Here is a 22,500-nt window from a genome sequence, read left to right as displayed (position 1 = left end):
ACCGCACGGTGAGGCCCCCTCGTGTTGACAGAGACCACCACTCGGGTCCTCGAACCCACCGACCTCGGCGCCGCCCTCGCCGTCCTGGAGAGCGCCCCGGTCGAGAACGCGTTCGTGACCGCCCGCGTCCAGCTCGCCGGGCTCGACCCCTGGCGCCTCGGCGGCGAGATGTGGGGCTGGTACAGCGGGGGAAGGCTGCGCTCGCTCTGCTACTCCGGCGCCAACCTGGTCCCGATCTGCGCCACCCCCCAGGCCGTCCGCGCCTTCGCCGACCGGGCCCGCAGGACCGGCCGCCGCTGCTCCTCCATCGTCGGCCCCGCCGGGCCCACCACCGAGCTGTGGCGGCTCCTGGAGCCCAGTTGGGGCCCCGCCAGGGACGTCCGGGCCAACCAGCCCCTGATGATCGCCGAGGAGCCCTCCGCCACCGTCGAGCCCGACCCGCTGGTGCGCCGCGTCCGCAAGGACGAGATGGAGGTGATCATGCCCGCCTGCGTGGCCATGTTCACCGAGGAGGTCGGCGTCTCCCCGCTCGCCAACGACGGCGGCCTGCTCTACCAGGCCCGGGTCGCCGAACTCGTCGGCTCGGGCCGCTCCTTCGCCCGCATCGAGGACGGCAGGGTCGTCTTCAAGGCCGAGATCGGCGCCGCCACCCGCCAGGCCTGTCAGATCCAGGGCGTCTGGGTCGCCCCCGAGCACCGCGGCAAGGGCCTCTCCGAGACCGGCATGGCCGCCGTCCTGCGGTACGCCCTGGCCGACGTCGCCCCCGTGGTCAGCCTGTACGTCAACGACTACAACACCCCCGCCAGGGCCGCGTACCGCCGTGTCGGCTTCCGGGAGACCGGGGCCTTCATGAGCGTGCTGTTCTGAGGGGCGGGCCGCTTGTAGGGTGCGCCGCATGGATGACGCGGAGATCGTGATCGGACCGGTCGACCTGGCCGCCCGGGTGGACGAGGCCCTCGCCGTGCAGGCGGTCGCCTTCGGCCTGGACGCCGAAGAGGTCGCCGTGCGCCGCCACATCGTGCTGCGCCACCTGCTCAGCCCCGGCGCCCGCGCCTACGGCGCCACCACCCCCGGCGGACGGCTCGTCGGCTTCGTGTACGGGATGCCCAACGACCGCACCCACTGGTGGTCCACCGTCGTCGAGGCGCACCTGCGCGCCACCGGCACCGCCGACTGGCTCGACGACTCCTTCACCATCACCGAACTCCACGTCCACCCCGACTTCCAGGGCCGGGGCGCGGGCCGCGCGCTGATCACCACCATCACCGACACGGCCGACGAGCCGCGCTCGATCCTCTCCGCGATCGACACCGAGAGCCCCGCCCGCTGCCTCTACCGCTCCCTCGGCTACCGGGACCTCGCCCGCCGGGTGCACTTCCCCAGCGCCCCCCGCCCGTACGCCGTGATGGGCGCCCCGCTGCCGCTGCCGCGGGGTAACTGATTTCTCGTCCCCGGGGCCGCCCGGCTAACCTCGGGCCCATCACTTACAGCCCCGGCAGGAGTACGAGAACCATGGCCAACGCACCGGTCCAGCGCATGTCGAAGTTGATGGCGAAGACGCTGCGCGACGACCCGGCGGACGCCGAGGTCCTCAGCCACAAGCTCCTCGTCCGCGCGGGGTACGTGCGCCGCACGGCCGCCGGCATCTGGAGCTGGCTGCCCCTCGGCAGGAAGGTCCTCTCCAACGTGGAGCGGATCGTCCGCGAGGAGATGGACGCCATCGGCGCCCAGGAGGTCTCCCTGCCGGCCCTGCTGCCCCGCGAGCCCTACGACGCGACCGGCCGCTGGGACGAGTACGGCGCCGAGCTGTTCCGCCTCCAGGACCGCAAGGGCGGCGACTACCTCCTCGGCCCGACCCACGAGGAGATCTTCACCCTCCTGGTGAAGGACCAGGCGTCCTCCTACAAGGACCTGCCGGTCATCCTCTACCAGATCCAGAACAAGTTCCGCGACGAGGCCCGCCCCCGCGCCGGCATCCTGCGCGGCCGCGAGTTCCTGATGAAGGACTCGTACTCCTTCGACACCGAGGACGAGGGCCTCGCCGAGGCGTACGCCCTGCACCGCCAGGCCTACCGGCGCGTGTTCGAGCGCCTCGGCCTCGACTACCGCATCTGCGCCGCCACGGCGGGCGCCATGGGCGGCTCGAAGTCCGAGGAGTTCCTCGCCCCGGCCGAGGCCGGCGAGGACACCTTCGCCGACTGCCCGAACTGCGACTTCGCCGCCAACACCGAGGCGGTCTCCTTCGCCCTGACGGCCGTGGACGGCTCCGCCGTGCCCGCCGCCGAGGAGATCCCCACCCCGGACACCCCGACCATCGAGACCCTCGCGGCCTCGCTCGGCGTCCCGGCCTCCGCCACCCTCAAGAACCTCCTGGTGAAGGTCGACGGCGAGATCGTCGCCGTGGGCGTCCCCGGCGACCGCGAGGTGGACCTCGGCAAGGTCGAGGCGCACTTCGCGCCGGCCGCCGTCGAGATGGTCACCGAGACCGACTTCGCGGGCCGCCCCGACCTGGTGCGCGGCTACGTCGGCCCGCAGGGCCTCGACAAGGTCACCTACATCGCGGACCCGCGCGTGGCCCCGGGCACGGCCTGGATCACGGGCGCCAACAAGGAGCACACCCACGCGAAGAACGTGGTGGCCGGGCGCGACTTCGAGGTCACCGAGTACGTCGACGTGGTCGTCGTCGAGGAGGGCGACCCCTGCCCGAAGTGCGGCACCGGCCTCAAGCTGGACCGCGCCATCGAGATCGGCCACATCTTCCAGCTCGGCCGCAAGTACGCCGACGCCCTCAAGCTCGACGTCCTCGGCCAGAACGGCAAGCCGGTCCGCGTGACCATGGGCTCGTACGGCATCGGCGTCTCGCGCGCCGTGGCCGCGCTCGCCGAGCAGACCGCCGACGAGAAGGGCCTGTGCTGGCCGGCCGAGGTCGCCCCGGCCGACGTCCACGTGGTCGCCGCCGGCAAGGCCCTCCAGATCGAGCTGGCCCTGGAGGTCTCCGACAAGCTGTCCGCCGCGGGCCTGCGCGTCCTGGTCGACGACCGCGCGGGCGTCTCCCCGGGCGTCAAGTTCACCGACGCGGAGCTCATCGGCGTCCCGAAGATCCTCGTCGCGGGCCGCCGCTCCGGCGAGGGCGTCGTGGAGCTGAAGGACCGCCGCACGGGCGAGCGCGAGGAGCTGACGGTGGACGAGGCGATCGCCCGCCTGACCGCCTGATCACGCCGTACGACGGCCCCGCCCCCTGTGAGCAGGGGGCGGGGCCGCCGCCGCGTCAGTCCTCCCGGGGCGGCGCGGGCGCGGGCTCCACCGACGTGCCCGTCAGGTCCTCGATGGCGTCCTCCGCCGCCGCCGTCCGGCTCCTCCGGTGCGGGTCGACGCCGATGTCGTCGAGCAGGGGCGGTATCTCCCGCTCCGGGGCCCGGTGCGGCGCGTGCGGCGCCACGTCCGGCTTGGCCTCCGGGGTCGCGCGCTCCAGGAAGCGGAGCAGTTCCACCGGGAACGGCAGCACCAGCGTGGAGTTCTTCTCGGCGGCCACCGCCACCACCGTCTGCAGCAGCCGCAGCTGGAGCGCCGCCGGCTGGTCGGACATCATCGCCGCCGCCTCGGACAGCTTCTTCGACGCCTGGAGCTCCGCGTCCGCGTTGATCACCCGCGCCCGCCGCTCCCGGTCCGCCTCCGCCTGCCGGGCCATCGACCGCTTCATGGTCTCCGGCAGCGACACGTCCTTGATCTCGACCCGGTCGATGGCCACGCCCCACCCCATCGCCGGACTGTCGAGCATCAGCTCAAGACCCTGGTTGAGCTTCTCCCGGTTGGACAGCAGGTCGTCCAGGTCGCTCTTGCCGATGATCGACCGCAGCGAGGTCTGCGCCATCTGCGAGACCGCGAACCGGTAGTCCTCCACCCGTACGAGCGCGTCCGCCGGGTCGACCACCTTGAAGTACACGACCGCGTCCACCCGGACCGTCACGTTGTCCCGGGTGATGCCCTCCTGCGCGGGCACCGGCATCGTGACGATCTGCATGTTCACCTTGTGCAGCCGGTCGACCACCGGGACGATCATCGTGAACCCGGGAGAGCGCACCCGACCGCGCAGCCGGCCGAAGCGGAAGACGACCCCGCGCTCGTACTGCTTGACCACCCGCGCCGCCGCGCCCGCGTACACGGCCGCCGCGGCGCCCGCGCCGGCCACCGCCATCAGCAGCTCTTCGATCATCACGGCCCCCTGGAGTCGGGCCGGACAACGAGGCCCGGCCGCCCGGCGAACGGTACAAAAAGGGTATTCCCCTCCAGTCCGCCCGCGAACGCGAGCCGATCCGCGAAGAGGCGCGAGCGAGCCGCCCTACGAACGAGCGGCCCTACGAGCGAGCCGCCCTACAGCCAGCCCGCGAACTCCAGGAGCAGCTCCGCGTCCTGTCGCCGCCCCGCCGTCAGCGCCCGCGTCCCCGACTCCACCGCGCGGAACAGGGTCCAGCCCCGCAGCCGCTCCCGGTCCACGTCGAGCGAGTCCGCCAGCCTGTTCATCCGCCGCCGGGCCGCCGAGGCGCCCGCCGAGGCCGCCACCAGGTCCTCCACCCGGTCCCGCACCAGCCGGGCCAGGTCGTAGGCCCGCTCTCCGACCAGCGGCTCCGGTCCCACGGCCAGCCAGGGCGCCCGGTCACCGGCCAGGACCTTGCCCTGCCGGAAGTTGCCGTGCAGGAGCACGGTCTCGGCCTCCCCGGCCATCAGCTCCTCGCGCGCCGCGAGCGCCGCCGCCGTCAGGTCGCCGACGGCCGCGTCCGCGCGGTAGCGGTCCATCGCTCCCGCCTGCCGGGCCGTCCGCCCGGCCACCGACTCGAAGCCGTGGTCCGCCGGGGGCTCGACCCACAGCTTCCGCACGGTCCCGGCCGCCTCCAGGAGCGCCTTCGCCTCTGGCAGCGAGCGCAGGGACACCTCGGGCTGGAGCCGCTCCAGGAGCAGCCCCTCCTCCCCGACGCCCTCGATCAGCCGCACCGCGCCCCAGCCGTTCCAGTGGGCCAGCGCCTCCCGCTCCCGGTCCGGCCGGGCGAACGGCGGCGCCACCTTGAGGGCGGCGGGGGAGTCGTCGGACCGCCGGACGAGCACCACCAGGCTGCTCCGCCCGCCGGGGGCCGTCACCCGCTCGGCGTCCAGGGAGCCCCGGTCGAGCGCGGCCCGCGCGTGCTCCGGCAGCCGCTCCAGCCACTCGGCCGCGACGGCCCTCCCGTACGTCTCGCCGAGCGCCCGGACGAGTCGCTGCGGCGGTTCGAAAGCCATGCGTGCGTTGTTCCTTCGGTCGGGGAGGGGCCGGCGGGGCGGGGCGTCGAGGCCGCCGGGGCGGGCTCAGGCCCGCTCGGCGAGCCCAGGAAAGGTTACGTCGGCGCCGCGCCAGCGCACGGCGCGCACCGCGGCCTCCTTGAGCGCGGCGGCCGCCTCGCGCCGGGCCGGGCCCTCGGTGGCCCGGACCAGGTCGGAGTAGACGCCCGCGACCCGGTCCTCCAGGACGGCGGCCAGCCGCACCGCGCCCGCCGGGTCGGTCACCCGGAACGGCAGCGCGTACGCGGCCGCGGCCGCCGCCGGCGCGCCGCCGAGGTCCCGCACCGCCCGGCGCAGCATCTCCCGGCGGGCCCGGTGGGCCTCGTACGCGGCCGTGGCCTCCGCCCGGCGCTCCGTACCGATCCGGCCGCCGACGACCCCGTACCCGTACACCGCCGCGTGCTCGGCGGCCAGGGCCGCCTGGGTGGCGTCGAGGGCGCTCATGCCCGGGCTCCTTCGGTCAGCAGATGGGCGTGGACGGCGCCCGAGGCCGCCACCGAGGCGAGCAGCCGGGCGTACTCGGGCGGGGCGGCGAGCAGCGCGTCCGTGTGCCCGTCGGAGGCGGTCCGCTCGGCCGCCGCCAGCTCGCCGAGGGCCGTCGCGGGATCGGCCGCCACCGGCACGGGCGCGGGGGAGGGCGCCGTCGTGGAGCGGGCCGGCGCGGAGGCGGAGGGGGCGGGGGAGCCGGAGGCCGCCGCGGGTTCCACCGCGCCCGTACCGCCCCCATCCGTACCGCCGTCGCCGAGCGCCCTCACGTGCGCCGCCACCGAGCTGCGCAGCGGGGTCAGCCGGGGCGCCAGGGCCGGGTGCGCGGCGAGCACCGCGTCGTACCGTTCGAGCAGTCCGCGCGCGACCGCCACCGAGCGGGCCCGCAGCGCCGCCTCGGCGCGCGCCACCCGTTCGGCCTCCCGCTCGGCGGCGCCCGGCCGCCGGGGCCCCTCCCCGCCGGAGGAGGTGCAGCCCACCAGGGCCGCGGCCCCCGCGGCCGCCCCCGCCGCGAGGAGCGCGCGCCTGCCCGTCGTCGTCACGCCTTCTCCCTCGGCCGCCGTCCACTGTCGAAGATCCGTCCGCACCGGGACCCGTCCGTACCGGAAGGCCGTTCGGATCACCGCAGGCGAGCGTACCCGCGGGCCCCGGGGCGGTGGACGGCAACACCCTCCGGGACCGGATACCCTTTGGTCTGACACGCGACGACACACAACAGCACACGCGGCCGAGGAGTCACCCGGATGAGCACCACCCAGAGCGACAGGCTGCGCGGACTCGTCGAGCCGCTCGTCCGCGCGAAGGACCTGGATCTGGAAGAGGTCGAGGTGTCCCGGGCGGGCCGCCGCGGACTGCTGCGGATCGTCGTCGACTCCGACGAGGGCGTGGAGCTGGACGCCTGCGCCGAGCTGAGCCGCGCGATCTCCGAGAAGCTGGACGAGACCGACGCGATGGGCGAGGGCGAGTACGTCCTCGAAGTCAGCTCCCCCGGCGCCGACCGCCCCCTCACCGAGCACCGCCACTACGTGCGCGCCACCGGCCGCCTCGTGCGCCTCCAGCTCGCCGACGAGGGGGAGCTGGTCGCCCGGATCCTCGCCGTGGACGAGGACGGCCTCGACCTCGAAGTCCCGGGCGTGAAGGGGCGCAGGCCCACCGCCCGCCGGATCGGGTTCGCCGACATCTCCAAGGCGCGTGTCGAGATCGAGTTCAACCGCAAGGACAAGAAGGAAGAGGAGGCGTAGCCGTGGACATCGACGTGAAGCTTCTCAAGGGCTTGGCGCATGAGAAGGAGATCTCCTTCGACCTGCTGGTCGAGGCGATCGAGTCGGCCCTCCTCATCGCGTACCACCGCACCCCCGACGCCCGCCGCCACGCGCGCGTGGAGCTGGACCGGCACACCGGCCACGTCACCGTGTGGGCCAAGGAGGACCCCTCCGACCTGGAGGAGGGGCAGGAGCCCAAGGACTTCGACGACACCCCCTCGGACTTCGGCCGGATCGCGGCGAGCACCGCCCGCCAGGTCATCCAGCAGCGGCTGCGGGACGCCGAGAACGACGTGACCTTCGGCGAGTACGCGCGCCGTGAGGGCGACGTCGTCGCCGGTGTCGTGCAGCAGGGCAAGGACCCGAAGAACGTCCTGGTCAAGCTGGACGACAAGCTGGAGGCCATCCTCCCGGTCCAGGAGCAGGTGCCGGGCGAGGAGTACAGCCACGGCCTGCGCCTGCGGACGTACGTCGTCCGGGTCGCCAAGGGCGTCCGCGGCCCCTCCGTCACCCTCTCGCGCACCCACCCCAACCTGGTGAAGAAGCTCTTCGCCCTGGAGGTGCCGGAGATCGCGGACGGCTCGGTCGAGATCGCGGCCATCGCCCGCGAGGCCGGCCACCGCACCAAGATCGCCGTCCGCGCCACCCGTTCGGGCCTGAACCCCAAGGGCGCCTGCATCGGCCCCATGGGCAGCCGCGTCCGCAACGTGATGGCGGAGCTGCTCGGCGAGAAGATCGACATCGTCGACTGGTCGGACGACCCGGCCGAGATGGTGGCGAACGCGCTCTCCCCGGCCCGGGTCTCCAAGGTCGAGATCGTCGACCTGGCCGCCCGTTCGGCCCGGGTGACGGTGCCGGACTACCAGCTCTCCCTGGCGATCGGCAAGGAGGGCCAGAACGCCCGCCTGGCCGCCCGGCTCACCGGCTGGCGGATCGACATCCGCCCGGACACCGAGCAGGCCGAGCAGGCCTGAGACAGTTTTTGGCCAACGAGTGTTCGATTCTTGCCCCAAACGGGCGGGGTCGGTACGGGGAGGTAGACTTAATCGTGTCTGGCCGGACGCACGCCCGCGTGTGCCCTGAGCGAACCTGCGTGGGATGCCGGGAGCGAGCGGCCAAGAGCGATCTGCTGCGGATCGTGGTGAATAAGGACGAGTGCGTTCCGGATCATCGCGGTACGCTGCCCGGCCGGGGTGCGTACCTGCACCCCGCCGTGGTCTGTCTCGATCTGGCGGTCCGCCGCCGGGCGTTCCCGAGGGCCTTCAGGGTCCAGGGCCCGCTCGACACCGCGGCGCTCCGCCACCACGTCGAGCGATCGGCACAGCAGTGAAGAAGTACGGCACGGAACACCGTGCGGTCAGGTACCTCGCGAGTTGGAAGTAGGTCGAGATTGCGATGAGCACTCGATGAGTACGCGATGAGTACGCCCATGAAGTAGCGACGGTCCGGCGGTAACCGGACCTCAAAGGAGCGAAGTGGCTAAGGTCCGGGTATACGAACTCGCCAAGGAGTTCGGCGTGGAGAGCAAGGTCGTCATGGCCAAGCTCCAAGAACTCGGTGAATTCGTCCGTTCGGCGTCCTCGACGATCGAGGCGCCGGTCGTGCGCAAGTTGACTGACGCTTTGCAGGGTCCCGGTGGCAACGCCGGCAAGACCGCTGCCAAGCCCGGCGCGCCCCGCAAGGCGACGCCCACCCCCGCCGCGCCGAAGCCGGCGCAGGCATCCCCCGCGCCGTCCCCGGCGCAGGCTGCACGTCCCGCCGCCCCGAAGCCTGGCGCGCCCACCCCGGCGCCCAAGCCCGCGGCTGCGGAGAAGCCCTCGACGCCGGCCGCCCCCGGCCCGCGTCCCACCCCGGGTCCGAAGCCCGCGGCCGCGCCGAAGCCGGCGCCGGCCTCCCCGGCTCCGACCACCCCGGAGTTCACCGCGCCTCCGGCGGCCCCCGCCGCCGGTCAGCAGCGTCCCGCCGGCGCGACCCCGGGCCCCCGCCCGGCCGCCCGTCCGGGCCAGCAGGCGCCCCGCCCGCAGGGCCAGGGCGCGCCGCGCCCCGGCGGCCAGCAGGCCCCCCGTCCGGGCGGTGCCCGTCCGGCCGGTCCCCGTCCGGGCAACAACCCGTTCACCTCGGGCGGCTCCACCGGCATGGCGCGGCCGCAGTCGCCCCGTCCCGGTGGCGGTGCCCCGCGTCCCGGCGGCCCCGGTGCCGTTCCGGGCGCCCCGCGTCCGCAGGGCGGCCCCGGCGGCGCACAGCGTTCCGGCGGCCCCGGCGCCCCGGGCGGCGCTCGCCCCACTCCGGGCGGCATGCCCCGTCCGCAGGCTCCCCGTCCGGGCGGCGCGCCCGGCGGCAACCGTCCGAACCCGGGCATGATGCCGCAGCGTCCCGCCGCGGGTCCGCGTCCCGGCCCCGGCGGCCGTGGTCCCGGTGGCCCCGGCGGTCGTCCGGGCGGTCCCGGCGGCGGCGGCGGTCGTCCCGGCTTCGCCGGTCGTCCGGCCGGTCCCGGCGGTGGCGGCGGCGGCTTCGCCGGCCGTCCCGGTGGTCCCGGTGGCGGCGGCGGTCGTCCGGGTGGTCCCGGCGGTGGCGGCGGCTTCGGCGGTCGTCCCGGCGGCTTCGGCGGCCGTCCCGGCGGCCCCGGTGGCCGTGGTGGCACGCAGGGCGCCTTCGGCCGTCCCGGCGGTCCCGCGCGTCGCGGTCGCAAGTCGAAGCGTCAGAGGCGCCAGGAGTACGAGGCCATGCAGGCCCCGTCCGTGGGCGGCGTGATGCTGCCCCGCGGCAACGGCGAAGCCATTCGCCTGTCGCGCGGTGCGTCCCTCACCGACTTCGCGGAGAAGATCGGCGCCAACCCGGCGTCGCTCGTCGCGGTCATGATGAACCTCGGCGAGATGGTCACGGCCACGCAGTCCGTCTCCGACGAGACGCTGCAGCTCCTCGGCGACGAGATGAACTACCAGGTTCAGATCGTCAGCCCCGAGGAGGAGGACCGCGAGCTGCTGGAGTCCTTCGACATCGAGTTCGGCGAGGACGAGGGTGGCGAAGAGGCCCTGGTCTCCCGTCCGCCGGTCGTGACCGTCATGGGTCACGTCGACCACGGAAAGACCCGCCTCCTCGACGCGATCCGCAAGACCAACGTGGTCGCGGGCGAGGCCGGCGGCATCACCCAGCACATCGGCGCCTACCAGGTGGGCACCGAGGTCAACGGCGAAGAGCGTCGCATCACGTTCATCGACACCCCGGGTCACGAGGCGTTCACCGCCATGCGTGCCCGTGGTGCGAAGTCGACCGACATCGCGATCCTCGTGGTCGCGGCCAACGACGGCGTCATGCCGCAGACGATCGAGGCGCTCAACCACGCCAAGGCCGCCGGCGTCCCGATCGTCGTCGCGGTCAACAAGATCGACGTCGAGGGTGCCGACCCGACCAAGGTCCGCGGCCAGCTGACCGAGTTCGGTCTGGTGGCCGAGGAGTACGGCGGCGACACGATGTTCGTCGACATCTCCGCCAAGCAGGGTCTGCACATCGACTCCCTGCTCGAGGCCGTCGTCCTCACCGCCGACGCCTCGCTCGACCTGCGGGCCAACCCGAACCAGGACGCGCAGGGCATCGCGATCGAGTCCCACCTCGACCGCGGCCGCGGTGCGGTCTCGACCGTCCTGGTCCAGCGCGGAACGCTGCGCATCGGCGACACGATGGTGGTCGGCGACGCGTACGGCCGCGTCCGGGCGATGCTCGACGACAAGGGCAACAACGTCGAGGAGGCGACCCCGTCGACTCCCGTCCTCGTCCTGGGCCTCACCAACGTCCCGGGTGCCGGCGACAACTTCCTGGTCGTCGACGAGGACCGCACGGCCCGCCAGATCGCCGAGAAGCGCGCGGCGCGGGAGCGCAACGCCGCCTTCGCCAAGCGCGTCCGCCGGGTGTCCCTGGAGGACCTCGACAAGGTGCTCAAGGCCGGTCTCGTCCAGGAACTCAACCTCATCATCAAGGGCGACGCGTCCGGTGCGGTCGAGGCCCTGGAGTCCTCGCTGCTCCAGCTCGACGTCGGCGAAGAGGTCGACATCCGCGTCCTGCACCGCGGTGTGGGTGCGGTCACCGAGTCGGACATCGACCTGGCCATGGGCTCCGACGCCATCGTCATCGGCTACAACGTCCGCGCGGCCGGCCGTGCCGCGCAGATGGCGGAGCGCGAGGGCGTCGACGTCCGGTACTACTCGGTCATCTACCAGGCGATCGAGGAGATCGAGGCGGCGCTCAAGGGCCTCCTCAAGCCGGAGTACGAAGAGGTCGAGCTCGGCACGGCGGAGATCCGCGAGGTCTTCCGCTCGTCCAAGCTGGGCAACATCGCCGGTGTCCTCATCCGTTCGGGCGAGGTCAAGCGCAACACCAAGGCGCGCCTCATCCGCGACGGCAAGGTCATCGCGGAGAACCTCAACATCGAGGGTCTGCGCCGGTTCAAGGACGACGTCACCGAGATCCGCGAGGGCTTCGAGGGTGGTATCAACCTCGGAAACTTCAACGACATCAAGGTCGACGACGTCATCGCGACGTACGAGATGCGCGAGAAGCCGCGCGCCTGATCGCGTCCGATCGCAGCAGTGAGCAGGGGCCGGTCGGCGGAACTTATTCCGTCGATCGGCCCCGGCCGTTGCGTGTACGGTTCCCGGTGTACCCGCCCTCTGGTGGGCGGGGCCACTGACCCCGAACCGGCGGGACATCCGGACACACATGTACGTGGGGACACTGTCCTTCGATCTGCTCCTCGGCGACGTACGGTCGCTGAAGGAGAAGCGCTCCGTCGTCAGGCCGATCGTCGCCGAGCTCCAGCGCAAGTTCGCGGTGAGCGCGGCGGAGGTCGGCGGCCAGGACCTCCACCGGCGGGCCGAGATCGGCGTCGCGATGGTGACGGGGGACCCGGGCCACCTCAGCGACGTGCTGGACCGGTGCGAGCGGCTCGTCGCCGCCCGGCCGGAGGTGGAGCTGCTGTCGGTGCGCCGCAGGCTCCACACTGATGAAGACTGATTTTGAGCAAGGCGAGAAGGAGAAGGACCAGTGGCCGACAACGCGCGGGCGAAGAAGCTGGCGGACCTCATCCGGGAGGTGGTCGCCGAGAAGCTGCAGCGCGGCATCAAGGACCCCCGCCTGGGTACGCACGTGACCATCACGGACACCCGCGTCACCGGTGACCTGCGGGAGGCCACGGTCTTCTACACGGTCTACGGCGACGACGAGGACCGCGCGAGCGCCGCGGCCGGCCTGGAGAGCGCCAAGGGCATCCTCCGCTCGGCCGTGGGCCGGGCGGCGGGGACCAAGTTCACCCCGACGCTGACCTTCGTGGCCGACGCCCTCCCGGAGAACGCCCGCACCATCGAGGACCTCCTCGACAAGGCGCGCGCCTCCGACGCCCAGGTGCGGGAGGCGTCCTCGGGCGCCTCCTTCGCGGGCGAAGCCGACCCGTACAAGAAGCCGGGCGAGGACGACACCGCCGAATGAGCGACAGGACCCCCACGCCCGACGGCCTCGTCATCGTCGACAAGCCGTCGGGCTTCACTTCGCACGACGTCGTGGCCAAGATGCGCGGGATCGCGAAGACCCGCCGCGTCGGCCACGCCGGAACGCTCGACCCCATGGCCACGGGCGTCCTCGTCCTCGGCGTGGAGCGGGCGACCAAGCTCCTCGGTCACCTCGCGCTGACCGAGAAGGAGTACCTGGGCACCGTCCGCCTGGGCCAGACCACGATCACCGACGACGCCGAGGGCGAGATCACGGCGTCGGTCGACGCGTCGAAGGTCACCCGCGAGCAGATCGACGCCGGTGTGGCGGAGCTGACCGGCGCCATCATGCAGGTGCCGTCGAAGGTCTCCGCGATCAAGATCGACGGCAAGCGGTCGTACGCGCGCGTGCGCGGCGGCGAGGAGTTCGAGATCCCGGCCCGCCCGGTCACCGTCTCCTCCTTCCGCGTGTACGACGTCCGCGAGGCCGTCGCCGAGGACGGCACCCCCGTGGTCGACCTGGTCGTCTCGGTGGTCTGCTCCTCCGGTACGTACATCCGGGCGCTCGCCCGGGACCTCGGCGCCGGGCTCGGCGTGGGCGGACACCTGACCGCGCTGCGCCGCACCCGGGTCGGCCCGTACAAGCTGGACTCGGCCAGGACCCTGGACCGGCTCCAGGAGGAGCTGACGGTCATGCCGGTCGCGGACGCGGCCGCGGCGGCGTTCCCGCGCTGGGACGTGGACGAGAAGCGGGCCCGGCTGCTGCTCAACGGCGTGCGCCTGGAGATGCCGGAGTACCCGAAGGGCCCCGTCGCGGTCTTCGGACCGGAGGGGAAGCTGCTCGCCCTGGTCGAGGACCAGCGGGGCAAGGCGAAGAGCCTGGCCGTCTTCGGCTGACGAACCGACGGGCCTCGGCCCATGAGTGGGGCGGGTACGCGCGCGCGTACCCGCCCCACTCTCGTTCCCCCACGGGTCCTTGTCCGCGAAAGTCACGGAAATTCACCCCGCCGGGGAGGCGCTCGGGGCGAAAAGGGGAGTGCGAGGGGGCGCGTTCTTCTCCGCACGCCGTCGTGCGCTCACGGGCCGCCTACCGTCGTCACCATGGGACGCGGGGACCTGGCGACGCTGGTGCGGATCTGCGATCCGGCGGGGCGGACGCGCGGCACCGGTTTCCTCGCCGACCACCACGGAACGGTCGTCACCAGCCACGAAGCCGTCGACGGACTCAGCCGCGTGCTGCTCCGCGCCCCCGATGACCGCAGCTGGCTCGCCGAGGCCGGGGCCGTCACCCCCCTGCCCGAGAGCGGACTCGCCCTCGTCCGCAGCGAAGGGCTCGGCGTCCGCCCCCTGCCGCTCGCCACCCGCCCCGAGATCGAGCCCGGCACGTACGTCCGGATCGAGGCCCACGGCTGGCGCGAGGCCCGCGTCCTCGGCCCCGCCGCCGTCACGTACACCGCCGCCGACCGCTTCCACGACCTCGACCGGGCCCTGGAGCTCGCCATCGGCACCGAGGGCGCCGAGGCGCTCCGGCGCGGCGGCCGGGCCGCCGGAAGCCCCGTCCTCGACACCGCCACCGGCACCGTCCTCGCCGTCCTCGGCACCGCCCTCCACGGCGGCCGCAGAGCCGCCGGGTACGCGGTCCCGCTCCGGCCCGACGGCCCGCTCACCGATCTGCTGCGGCGCAACGCCGCCACGGTCCCCGCCTACGGCCCCGACCTCAACCTCGCCGGGATCCTGGAGCTCACCGCCACCTCCACCGGCCCCGTGGGCGACCCCGGCCCCTGGCCCGAACCCGTCGAGCGCGCCGCGTGCGCCCGCGAACTCGACCGCTTCACCACCGGGGACGCCCCCGTCCTCGCCCTGGTCGGCGCCCCCGGCACCGGCCGCACCACCGCCCTCGCCGCGCTCTGCGCCCGCCGTGCCCGGGGCGAGGCCCCGGCCCCCACCGTCCGGCTGCGCGGCGCCGACCTGCGCGCCGAGGACCACTCCCTCGCCGACGCCGTCGGCCGCGCCCTGGAGCGGGCCGGCCGCATCGTCGCCGCCTCCGGAGCCCTCGGCGACACTGCCACCGCCACCCCCGAGCGGGCCGCCGCCCTCGCCCGGGAGGCCGGCCGGCCGCTCCTCGTCGTCCTCGACGGCCCCGAGGAGATGCCCCCGCTCCTCGCCCACCGGCTCCCCGCCTGGACCGGGGCCACCGAGCGGTGGCTCCGTGCCCACGGGGTCCGGCTCGCCACCGCCTGCCGCCCCGAGCACTGGGAGCGGGCGGGCGCGCTCTACGGCTCCGGGGCCCTGCACCGCCCCGCCGCCGGGGGCGACGGGAGCGGCGGAAGCAGGGGGGACGGGAGCGGGGGTGACGGAAGCGGGAACGGCGGGAGCGGGGACGGCGGGAACGGGCTCCCCCCGGCCGTCGTCCTCGGCCCGTACACCGAGGCGGAGGCCCGGGCCGTACGCGAGGGGTACGGGCTCCGCGAGACGGACCTCGCCGAGGCGGACGCCCGGCACCCGCTCGCCCTGCGGCTGCTCGCCGAGGTCCGGGCCGCGCTGCCCGGGGAGGTGCCCGGGAGGCCCTGCCGCGAAGAGGTCTTCACGGCCCACCTGGACCTGATGTGCCTGCGGATCGCCGTCCGGATCGCCGCCGGGACCCGGCCCCTGATCCGGGGGACCGCCGTCCGCCGGCTCGCCGCGCGCGTGACCGGCCGGGTCCACGAGGCGGCCCGCCGGTGCCTCGGCCCCGGCCACGGCGTCCTCGACCGCGCCTCCTTCGAGGAGCTGTTCCCCTGGCGGGAGGGCTGGGCCCCGGCCGTCCTCACCGAGGGCCTCCTCGTCCCGGCGGGCTCCGGCTACCGCTTCGCCCACGAGGAGCTCTCCGACTGGCTCCAGGCTGCCCACCTGGACCTGGACACGGCCCTCCACGCCCTGGTCCACGTCCACCACGGGAACCGGACACCGGACGCGCCCCCGAGCATCCCCGGCCCGGGGGCCGCGCACCCCCGGGGTCCGGGCAGTACGGCCGCTGCCGGGCCCTTCGCGCCTCCGGACGCCCCCGGCGGTGCGGAAGCAGGCCCCCGGCTCCTCGACGGGGCGGGCGCCCCCGACGCCCCCGCAAGCCCGGACGCCCCCGGCTTCCCCGCCGGTCCCGGAGCCGTCACAGGTCCCGAAGCCCCCGGCTCCCCGGCGGGACCGGGCGTGCCCGGGCCCCGTACGGCCCCGGACGTCTCCGGAGCGCCGCCGGGGCCCGGCGCCCCCGCCTCCGCCGTGCCCCCGGCCCCCCTCCCCGGGCCGGCCGGCGGGGAACCCGGAGGTGCCGGGGGCGCCGGGCGTGCGCAGGCGCCCCCCGTGCCCCGGCACCGGATCGGGCCCGTGCTCCAGGCGCTGCTGCTCGAACACCGGGAGCGCGGGGCGGGCGGGTCCGTGCCGCGGCTCGCGGGGCTCGTCGAGGCGCTCGCCCGGTTCGCGGACGCCGGGGAGGACGACGGGGACGGGGCCTGGTGGGCCGCGCGGCTGCTCGGGGAGGGCCTGCGGCGCGTGCCGGACCCCCGGCCCTGCCTGCCCGTCCTGCGGCTGCTCGCCGACCGGATCGGCGCCCGCCCGGGACGCCGCCCCGCCTTCGCCGCCTTCGGGCCGGAGTTCTGGCGGGGCCTCGCGGTCGGCGAGGACGAGCGGATCGACCTGCTGCGCCGGCTCGTCACCGCCGACCCGCCCGGCGAGGACCGCTGGTTCGCCGCGGTCGCCGGGCTGCTCGCCGCCGACCCCCGGGGCGTCCAGCCGCTCCTGTGCCGCTGGTTCGGCGACGCGCGGCCGCTGCCCGCCGCCCCGCACGCCACCGTCGCCACCGGCGCCCAGGCCCTCCTGCACGCCCACCGGCACCTCGCCGTGGACGACCTGTGCGAAGCGCTCGTCGCCACCGCCCACCCCCTCGCCGAAGGCCTCCTCACCGCGCTCGCCCGGGACGAGACCGCCGCCCTCTGCCGGGCCGTCGACCGCTGGGCCCACGACGACGGGCGCCCGGAGCGGCGTGCCGCGGCCGCCGCGTACGGGCACCTGGTCGCCGGCCGCGCCACCGCCCCCGCCGACCGCGAACTCCTGCGCTACGCCGCCCTCGCCCTCCTCGCCCGCCCCGCCGACCGGGACCTGCACGGCGCCGCCCTCGGCCTCCTGATCCGCGACCCGGAGTCCCGCGCCCGCCACCTCCCGCGCGCCGCGATCGAGCCGGGGGTCCCCGTGGACGCCCTCGTGGAAGCCCTCGCCACCCACCCCGAGGACGTCCTCGACGCCCCCGGCGGGGCCCCCTCCGCCGTCCTGGCGGCCCTCGCCGGGATCGACGCGCCCGCCCTCGCCCGCCGCGTCGCCGCCCTCGTCCGCGACCACGCCCTCCTGCGCCCCGGGGACGCCCCGCAGGTGGCCGCCTTCGTCGACCGGCGCCTCGAAGCCGGGCCCGAGGCCGGGACCGTACTGCTCCCGCTGGTCGGCGATCTGGTCCGGAGCCGGTCCGTCCCCCTCCGCCGCGCCCTCGCCCCCGTGCTCGCCGCCCCCGGCACCGGCGCCTCCCGCCACCTGCGGGCCGAACTGCTCGACGTACTCCTGGACCACGAGCGGTACGAGGCCGAGGCCGGGGAGACCTCCGTCCTGGAGGCGCTTCTGACGGCCGCCGCCGAGGACGCGGAGCGGCGCAGCGAGCCCCGCACCCGGCGGCTCACCCACCGGGCCGGCCTGCTGTGCGTCCGCACCGCCGAGGGCGCCGCGCGGCTCGACCGGCTCCTCGCCTCCCTCGTCCGCGAGTGGCCCGTCTTCACCGAACTCCTCGGCGGCTGGATCGTCGCCGCCCCCGGCGACTGGGCCCCGCTCCTCGGCATCGAGACCCTCGACGCGCTGCGCTTCCCCGGCACTTCCATGCCGATGCGTGCCGACGGGCGTGGGCATGGCAGTCTTAGACCTGCGTAATCGGCGAACAGGCGGACGAGGAGCGGTCACAGTGCAGCGCTGGCGTGGTTTGGAGGACATCCCCCAGGACTGGGGGCGCAGCGTCGTCACCATCGGCTCCTACGACGGGGTGCACCGCGGGCACCAGCTGATCGTCGGGCGGGCCGTCGAGCGCGCCCGCGAGCTCGGCGTCCCCTGCGTCGTGGTCACCTTCGACCCGCACCCCTCCGAGGTCGTGCGGCCCGGCAGCCACCCGCCGCTGCTCGCCCCCCACCACCGGCGCGCCGAGCTGATGGCCGGGCTCGGCGTGGACGCGGTGCTCGTGCTGCCGTTCACCGCCGAGTTCTCCCAGCTCTCCCCGGCCGACTTCATCGTCAAGGTCCTCGTCGACAAGCTGCACGCCAAGGCCGTCATCGAGGGCCCCAACTTCCGCTTCGGCCACCGGGCCGCCGGCAACGTCGACTTCCTCGCCGAGCTCGGCGCCACCTACGACTACGAGGTCGAGGTCGTCGACCTGTACGTCAGCGGCAGCGCGGGCGGCGGCGAGCCCTTCTCCTCCACCCTCACCCGCCGCCTGGTCGCCGAGGGCGACATGGCCGGGGCCGCCGAGATCCTCGGCCGCCCGCACCGCGTCGAGGGCGTCGTGGTCCGCGGCGCCCAGCGCGGCCGCGAGCTCGGCTTCCCGACCGCCAACGTCGAGACCCTGCCGCACACCGCGATCCCGGCCGACGGCGTCTACGCGGGCTGGCTGACGGCCGCCGGGGAGCGGATGCCGGCGGCCATCTCGGTCGGCACGAACCCGCAGTTCGACGGCACCGAACGGACCGTCGAGGCGTACGCGATCGACCGCGAGGGCCTCGACCTGTACGGGCTGCACGTGGCCGTCGACTTCCTGGCGTACGTGCGCGGGATGCTCAAGTTCGACACCCTGGACGACCTGCTCCTGGCGATGGCCGACGACGTGAAGCGCTGCCGCGAGCTGACGGGGGAGTACGACCGGGAGCACCCGCAGCAGGTCTGACCCCCTCGGGGGCTCCTCAGCCCGCCCCGCCCCCCTTCACCCAGTGGCAGGCCACCGCCCCCGCCCCGCCGCCGGGCAGGACCGGCAGGTCCTCGCCCCGGCACCGGTCCGCGACCGCCTCCGCCGCGCCCGAGGCGAGGACCTGGCAGCGGGCGTGGAAACGGCAGCCGGAGGGGATCCGGGACGGGTCCGGGGGCTCGCCCGTCAGCACCACCGGCGCCCCCTCGGACTCGGGGAGCACCGAGAGCAGCGCCCGCGTGTACGGGTGCCGGGGGTTCGTCAGTACGGACTCCACCGGGCCCGTCTCCACGACCCGGCCCAGGTACATCACCGCCACCCGGTCCGCGATGTTCCACGCGAGGCCCAGGTCGTGCGTCACCACCAGGGCCGACAGGCCCAGTTCGTCGCGCAGCCGCAGCAGCAGCGCCAGGATCTCGCCCCGTACGGACGCGTCCAGGGAGGCCACCGGCTCGTCCGCGACGATCAGTTCGGGCTCCAGGACCAGCGCGCCCGCGATGACCACCCGCTGCCGCTGCCCGCCGGACAGCTCGTGCGGGTAGCGCAGGAAGAAGCGCTCCGGCGGGCGCAGTCCGGCCCGCGCCAGGGCCTCGGCCACGGCGGCCCGCTCGTCCCCCGCGTACCCGTGGATCCGCAGCCCCTCCGCCACCGCGTCGTACACCGTGTGCCGGGGGTTCAGCGAACCGCTCGGGTCCTGGAGGACCAGCTGCGCCCGCTTCCGGTAGGACCTCAGCGCCCCGGAGGAGTACGCGAGCGGCTTCCCGTCGAAGGCGACCGTGCCCGACGTGGGCCGGACCAGGCCGAGCAGCGAGCGGGCCAGGGTCGTCTTGCCGCAGCCCGACTCCCCGACGAGCGCCACGATCTCGCCCGCGCCGACGTCCAGGTCCACCCCGTCCACCGCCCGCGCGGGCGGCGCGCCGCGGCGCCCGGGGAAGACCACGCGCAGGTCCCGCGCCGAGAGCAGCGCCCCGGTCGCCGTCCCCGGCTCCGTACGCGCGGTGGTGTCCGTCCTCATGAAGCGCTCCCCACGTGCACGCAGGCGGCCCGGCGCCCCGCGCCCGCCTCCCGCAGTTCCTGGTCGAGCTCCCCGCAGGCGTCGAGCGCCACCGGGCAGCGCGGGTGGAAGGTGCAGCCGCCCGGCAGGGCGGCCGGATCCGGCGGATCGCCCGGCAGACCACGCGGCGCCCGCCGGGACGCGGGGTCCCCGATGCGCGGGAACGCCGAGGACAGCGCCCGCCCGTAGGGGTGCGCGGCCGCCTCGTACACCTCCCGCGCCGGACCCTCCTCGACGACCCGGCCCGCGTACATCACGGCGAGTCGGTCGCAGGTGTCGGCGAGGACCGCCAGGTCGTGGCTGATCATCAGGAGGCTGATCGACTGCTCGGCGACCAGGCCCTCGATCAGGCGCAGGATCTGCGCCTGGATCATCACGTCGAGCGCGGTCGTCGGCTCGTCCGCCACGATCAGCCGCGGATCGCAGGCGAGCGCCATCGCGATCATCACGCGCTGCCGCTGACCGCCGGACAGCTCGTGCGGATACGCGGCGGCGCGGGCGGCGGGCAGACCGACGTGTTCGAGGAGTTCCCCGACCCGCGCGCGGGCCGCCGCCGGGGTCGCCCGGCCGTGCACGAGCAGCGGCTCCGCGATCTGGTCCCCGATCCGGTGCACCGCGTTCAGCGAGTGCATCGCGCCCTGGAAGACGATCGACGCGCCCGCCCAGCGCACGGCCCGCAGCCGCCCCCACGACATCGCGAGGACGTCCTCGCCGTCGAGCAGGACCTCGCCCTCCAGGCGCGCCGACGCCGGGAGCAGCCGGAGCAGCGCGAGCGCGAGCGTGGACTTGCCGCAGCCGGACTCGCCGGCCACGCCCAGCTTCGTCCCCGCCTCCAGGGTCAGGTCCACCCCGCGCACGGCGGGCACGGCCGCCGCACCCGACCCGTACGTCACCCTGAGGTCCCGTACCTCCAACAGGCTCATCGCCCCACCCCCAGCTTCGGGTTGAGCACGGACTCGACGGCCCGGCCGCACAGCGTGAAGGCGAGCGCCACCAGGGCGATCGCGATCCCGGGCGGGGCCAGGTACCACCAGTGCCCGGACGAGACCGCGCCGGCCTCGCGGGCGTCCTGGAGCATCCCGCCCCAGGAGACCACCGTCGGGTCGCCCAGGCCGAGGAAGGCGAGGGTGGCCTCGGTGAGGATGGCGGTCGAGATGCCGAGCGTGGTCTGCGCGAGGACCAGCGGCATCACGTTCGGCAGCACGTGCCGGGTCATGACGTGCCGGTGGCCGCCGCCGAGCGCGGTCGCCCGCTCGATGTACGGGCGGGACTCCACCGCGATGGTCTGCGCCCGCACCAGACGGGCGGTGGTCGGCCACGAGGTCACCCCGATCGCCAGGACCACCGTCCACATCGAGCGGGACATCACGGTGGCGAGCACGATCGCCAGGACGAGGGCCGGCATCACCAGGAACCAGTCGGTGATCCGCATGACGACGGTCGAGAACCAGCCGCCGTAGTGCCCGGCGACGATCCCCACCAGGGTGCCGATGGCGACCGAGAGGGCCGCCGCGAGCAGACCGACGAGCAGCGAGATCCGCGCGCCCCAGATCAGCAGCCCGAGCAGCGAGCGCCCGAACTGGTCGGTGCCGAGCGGGAACTCGGTGCTCGGGGACTCCAGGGCCGTGCCCGGCGCCGCCGTCACCGACTGCACGTCGGCGCCGACGAGCAGCGGGGCGGCGAGCGCGAGCAGGGCGATCAGGACGAGCCCGGCGAGACCGTAGAGCCCGGCGCGGTGGGTGCGGTACTGCTTCCAGAAGCGGACCGCCGAGGCCTTGCGGCGCTGCCGGGCGAGGGAGGCCGCGGAGAGCGGCTTCCGTACGGACCCGGGGACGGCGGGAGGGGGTTCCAGGGGTTCCGGCGCGGGTGTCGCGGAGGTCGTGGAGGAGGTCATCGGCCCACCCGGGGGTCGAGCAGCGGATAGAGCAGGTCGGCGAGCAGGTTCATCAGGATCATCGCTCCGGCGAAGACCACGAACAGGCCCTGCACGAGCGGCAGGTCGGGCACGCTGAGCGCCTGGTAGAACAGCCCGCCGAGCCCCGGCCAGGAGAACACCGTCTCCACCAGGATCGAACCGGCCGCCACGTGGCCCAGGTTGATGAAGACCATGGTCACGGTCGGGAGCAGCGCGTTCGGCACGGCGTGCCTGCGGCGCACGACGTCGTCGCGCAGCCCCTTCGCCCGCGCCGTCGTCAGGTAGTCGCCGCCCATCTCGTCCAGGAGCGAGGAGCGCATCACGAGCAGCGTCTGCGCGTAGCCGACCGCCACCAGGGTCACCACCGGCAGGACCAGGTGGTGGGCGACGTCCAGGACGTACGCGAGACCGGTCTCGCCCATGCCCGACTCCATGCCGCCGGTCGGGAAGAGTCCCGGGACCGGGCCCGTGCCGACGGAGAACACGATGATGAGGAGCAGGCCGAGCCAGAAGGACGGCACCGACCACAGGGTCAGCGCGATCCCGGTGTTCAGCTTGTCCCCGAGGCCGCCGTGGCGCCAGGCCGAGCGGGTCCCGAGCCACAGCCCGAGCGCCGAGTAGACCACCACCGCGACGCCGGTGAGCAGCAGCGTCGCCGGCAGCTTCTCCCAGATCAGCTCCCCGACGGGGGCGCGGAACTGGAACGAGGTGCCCAGGTCGCCCGTCAGGGCCTTCGCGCAGTAGTCGGTGAACTGCTGCCAGAGCGGCAGGTCGAGCCCGAACTGGCGCCGCAGCGTGGCCAGTTGCTCGGCCGAGGTGGGCACGCCGTGGGTCATCGCCTTCACCGGGTCGCCGGGGATGATCCGGAACAGGAAGAAGCTGGTGACGAGCACGGCGAAGAGCGAGACGAGCGCGCCGCCCAGCTTCCCCGCCGCGTGGCGGAGGTAGCCGGAGGAGGCGCCGGTGCGGGGCGCGCCGTCCGCGGCGCGGGCCTGGTCGGCCCGCACCGCGTCGGCCGGGGTGCTGGTCGTCGCCAC

20 protein-coding genes are annotated in these 22,500 nt (G+C 74.7%); 12 read left to right on the top strand and 8 right to left on the bottom strand.

Annotation, left to right across the window (positions count from 1 at the left end):
• Positions 1-21 precede the first annotated feature (21 nt).
• The 3 genes from OO47_RS06855 (at position 22) to OO47_RS06845 (ending at position 3,213) form a co-directional block, all read left to right on the top strand.
• A complete protein-coding gene (locus tag OO47_RS06855) occupies positions 22-867 on the top strand; it encodes a GNAT family N-acetyltransferase (RefSeq protein WP_030217819.1) in 846 nt (281 codons plus the stop codon).
• A gap of 28 nt (positions 868-895) precedes the next feature.
• A complete protein-coding gene (locus tag OO47_RS06850; RefSeq protein ID WP_030217818.1) occupies positions 896-1,441 on the top strand; it encodes a GNAT family N-acetyltransferase in 546 nt (181 codons plus the stop codon).
• A gap of 71 nt (positions 1,442-1,512) precedes the next feature.
• Positions 1,513-3,213: a proline--tRNA ligase gene (locus tag OO47_RS06845; protein ID WP_030217817.1), complete on the top strand. Its 1,701-nt coding sequence runs from the start codon at positions 1,513-1,515 to the stop codon at positions 3,211-3,213.
• Positions 3,214-3,268: 55 nt separating this feature from the next.
• On the opposite strand, the gene OO47_RS06840 is transcribed toward OO47_RS06845, so the two are convergent.
• The 4 genes from OO47_RS06840 to OO47_RS06825 all read right to left on the bottom strand — a co-directional run bounded on the left by OO47_RS06840 (position 3,269) and on the right by OO47_RS06825 (position 6,338).
• The gene (locus OO47_RS06840) at positions 3,269-4,213 is read right to left on the bottom strand and encodes a slipin family protein (RefSeq protein ID WP_033208311.1); all 945 of its coding nucleotides are present in this window, start codon (positions 4,211-4,213) and stop codon (positions 3,269-3,271) included.
• Between the two features lie 158 nt (positions 4,214-4,371).
• The gene (locus tag OO47_RS06835) at positions 4,372-5,271 is read right to left on the bottom strand and encodes an aminoglycoside phosphotransferase family protein (protein ID WP_030217814.1); all 900 of its coding nucleotides are present in this window, start codon (positions 5,269-5,271) and stop codon (positions 4,372-4,374) included.
• 66 nt (positions 5,272-5,337) lie between these two features.
• A complete protein-coding gene (locus tag OO47_RS06830; RefSeq protein ID WP_030217813.1) occupies positions 5,338-5,754 on the bottom strand; it encodes a ferritin-like domain-containing protein in 417 nt (138 codons plus the stop codon).
• The gene (locus OO47_RS06825) at positions 5,751-6,338 is read right to left on the bottom strand and encodes a hypothetical protein (RefSeq protein WP_030217812.1); all 588 of its coding nucleotides are present in this window, start codon (positions 6,336-6,338) and stop codon (positions 5,751-5,753) included. Before OO47_RS06825 ends, OO47_RS06830 begins: the two co-directional genes overlap by 4 nt.
• A 201-nt stretch (positions 6,339-6,539) precedes the next feature.
• On the opposite strand from OO47_RS06825, the gene rimP reads away from it, so the two are divergent.
• The 9 genes from rimP to OO47_RS06770 all read left to right on the top strand — a co-directional run bounded on the left by rimP (position 6,540) and on the right by OO47_RS06770 (position 18,476).
• Complete coding sequence (gene rimP / locus OO47_RS06820; protein WP_030217811.1) at positions 6,540-7,037, top strand: ribosome maturation factor RimP; 498 nt, start codon at positions 6,540-6,542, stop codon at positions 7,035-7,037.
• A gap of 2 nt (positions 7,038-7,039) precedes the next feature.
• A complete protein-coding gene (gene nusA, locus OO47_RS06815) occupies positions 7,040-8,032 on the top strand; it encodes a transcription termination factor NusA (protein WP_030217810.1) in 993 nt (330 codons plus the stop codon).
• 74 nt (positions 8,033-8,106) lie between these two features.
• Positions 8,107-8,388, top strand: coding sequence for a YlxR family protein (locus tag OO47_RS06810; protein WP_078489512.1), 282 nt, complete (start codon positions 8,107-8,109; stop codon positions 8,386-8,388).
• A gap of 145 nt (positions 8,389-8,533) precedes the next feature.
• Entirely contained in the window at positions 8,534-11,623 is a 3,090-nt protein-coding gene (gene infB, locus OO47_RS34730; protein WP_078489511.1) for a translation initiation factor IF-2, read from the top strand.
• A gap of 148 nt (positions 11,624-11,771) precedes the next feature.
• Positions 11,772-12,065 (top strand): DUF503 domain-containing protein, encoded by a 294-nt coding sequence (locus OO47_RS06790; protein WP_030217805.1) that lies wholly within the window; start codon positions 11,772-11,774, stop codon positions 12,063-12,065.
• A 30-nt stretch (positions 12,066-12,095) separates the two neighbouring features.
• Positions 12,096-12,536 carry a 30S ribosome-binding factor RbfA gene (gene rbfA / locus OO47_RS06785; protein ID WP_030217803.1) on the top strand — a complete coding sequence of 147 codons (441 nt, stop codon included), beginning with the start codon at positions 12,096-12,098 and terminating at the stop codon, positions 12,534-12,536.
• Positions 12,533-13,432: a tRNA pseudouridine(55) synthase TruB gene (truB, locus tag OO47_RS06780; protein WP_030217802.1), complete on the top strand. Its 900-nt coding sequence runs from the start codon at positions 12,533-12,535 to the stop codon at positions 13,430-13,432. Before rbfA ends, truB begins: the two co-directional genes overlap by 4 nt.
• A 204-nt stretch (positions 13,433-13,636) precedes the next feature.
• Positions 13,637-17,476 carry a trypsin-like peptidase domain-containing protein gene (locus OO47_RS06775; RefSeq protein ID WP_030217801.1) on the top strand — a complete coding sequence of 1,280 codons (3,840 nt, stop codon included), beginning with the start codon at positions 13,637-13,639 and terminating at the stop codon, positions 17,474-17,476.
• A 31-nt stretch (positions 17,477-17,507) separates the two neighbouring features.
• Complete coding sequence (locus OO47_RS06770; RefSeq protein WP_030217800.1) at positions 17,508-18,476, top strand: bifunctional riboflavin kinase/FAD synthetase; 969 nt, start codon at positions 17,508-17,510, stop codon at positions 18,474-18,476.
• A gap of 16 nt (positions 18,477-18,492) precedes the next feature.
• Here the strand turns inward: OO47_RS06770 and OO47_RS06765 are convergent, their stop codons facing one another.
• From OO47_RS06765 to OO47_RS06750, 4 genes are read right to left on the bottom strand one after another with little or no spacing between them, the layout of a single operon-like run.
• Complete coding sequence (locus OO47_RS06765) at positions 18,493-19,509, bottom strand: ABC transporter ATP-binding protein (protein ID WP_051716202.1); 1,017 nt, start codon at positions 19,507-19,509, stop codon at positions 18,493-18,495.
• A complete protein-coding gene (locus tag OO47_RS06760) occupies positions 19,506-20,471 on the bottom strand; it encodes an ABC transporter ATP-binding protein (protein WP_030217798.1) in 966 nt (321 codons plus the stop codon). Before OO47_RS06760 ends, OO47_RS06765 begins: the two co-directional genes overlap by 4 nt.
• Positions 20,468-21,442, bottom strand: a complete 975-nt coding sequence (locus OO47_RS06755; RefSeq protein ID WP_030217796.1) for an ABC transporter permease — start codon at positions 21,440-21,442, stop codon at positions 20,468-20,470. Before OO47_RS06755 ends, OO47_RS06760 begins: the two co-directional genes overlap by 4 nt.
• Positions 21,439-22,500, bottom strand: coding sequence for an ABC transporter permease (locus OO47_RS06750; RefSeq protein WP_030217795.1), 1,062 nt, complete (start codon positions 22,498-22,500; stop codon positions 21,439-21,441). The genes OO47_RS06755 and OO47_RS06750 overlap by 4 nt, the downstream gene beginning before the upstream one ends.

The sequence above is a fragment of the Streptomyces bikiniensis genome (assembly GCF_000716625.1).
Classification (GTDB): domain Bacteria; phylum Actinomycetota; class Actinomycetes; order Streptomycetales; family Streptomycetaceae; genus Streptomyces; species Streptomyces bikiniensis.
The sequence above is the reverse complement of the archived record's forward strand: the minus strand, read 5'-3'. Positions and strand labels throughout refer to the sequence as shown.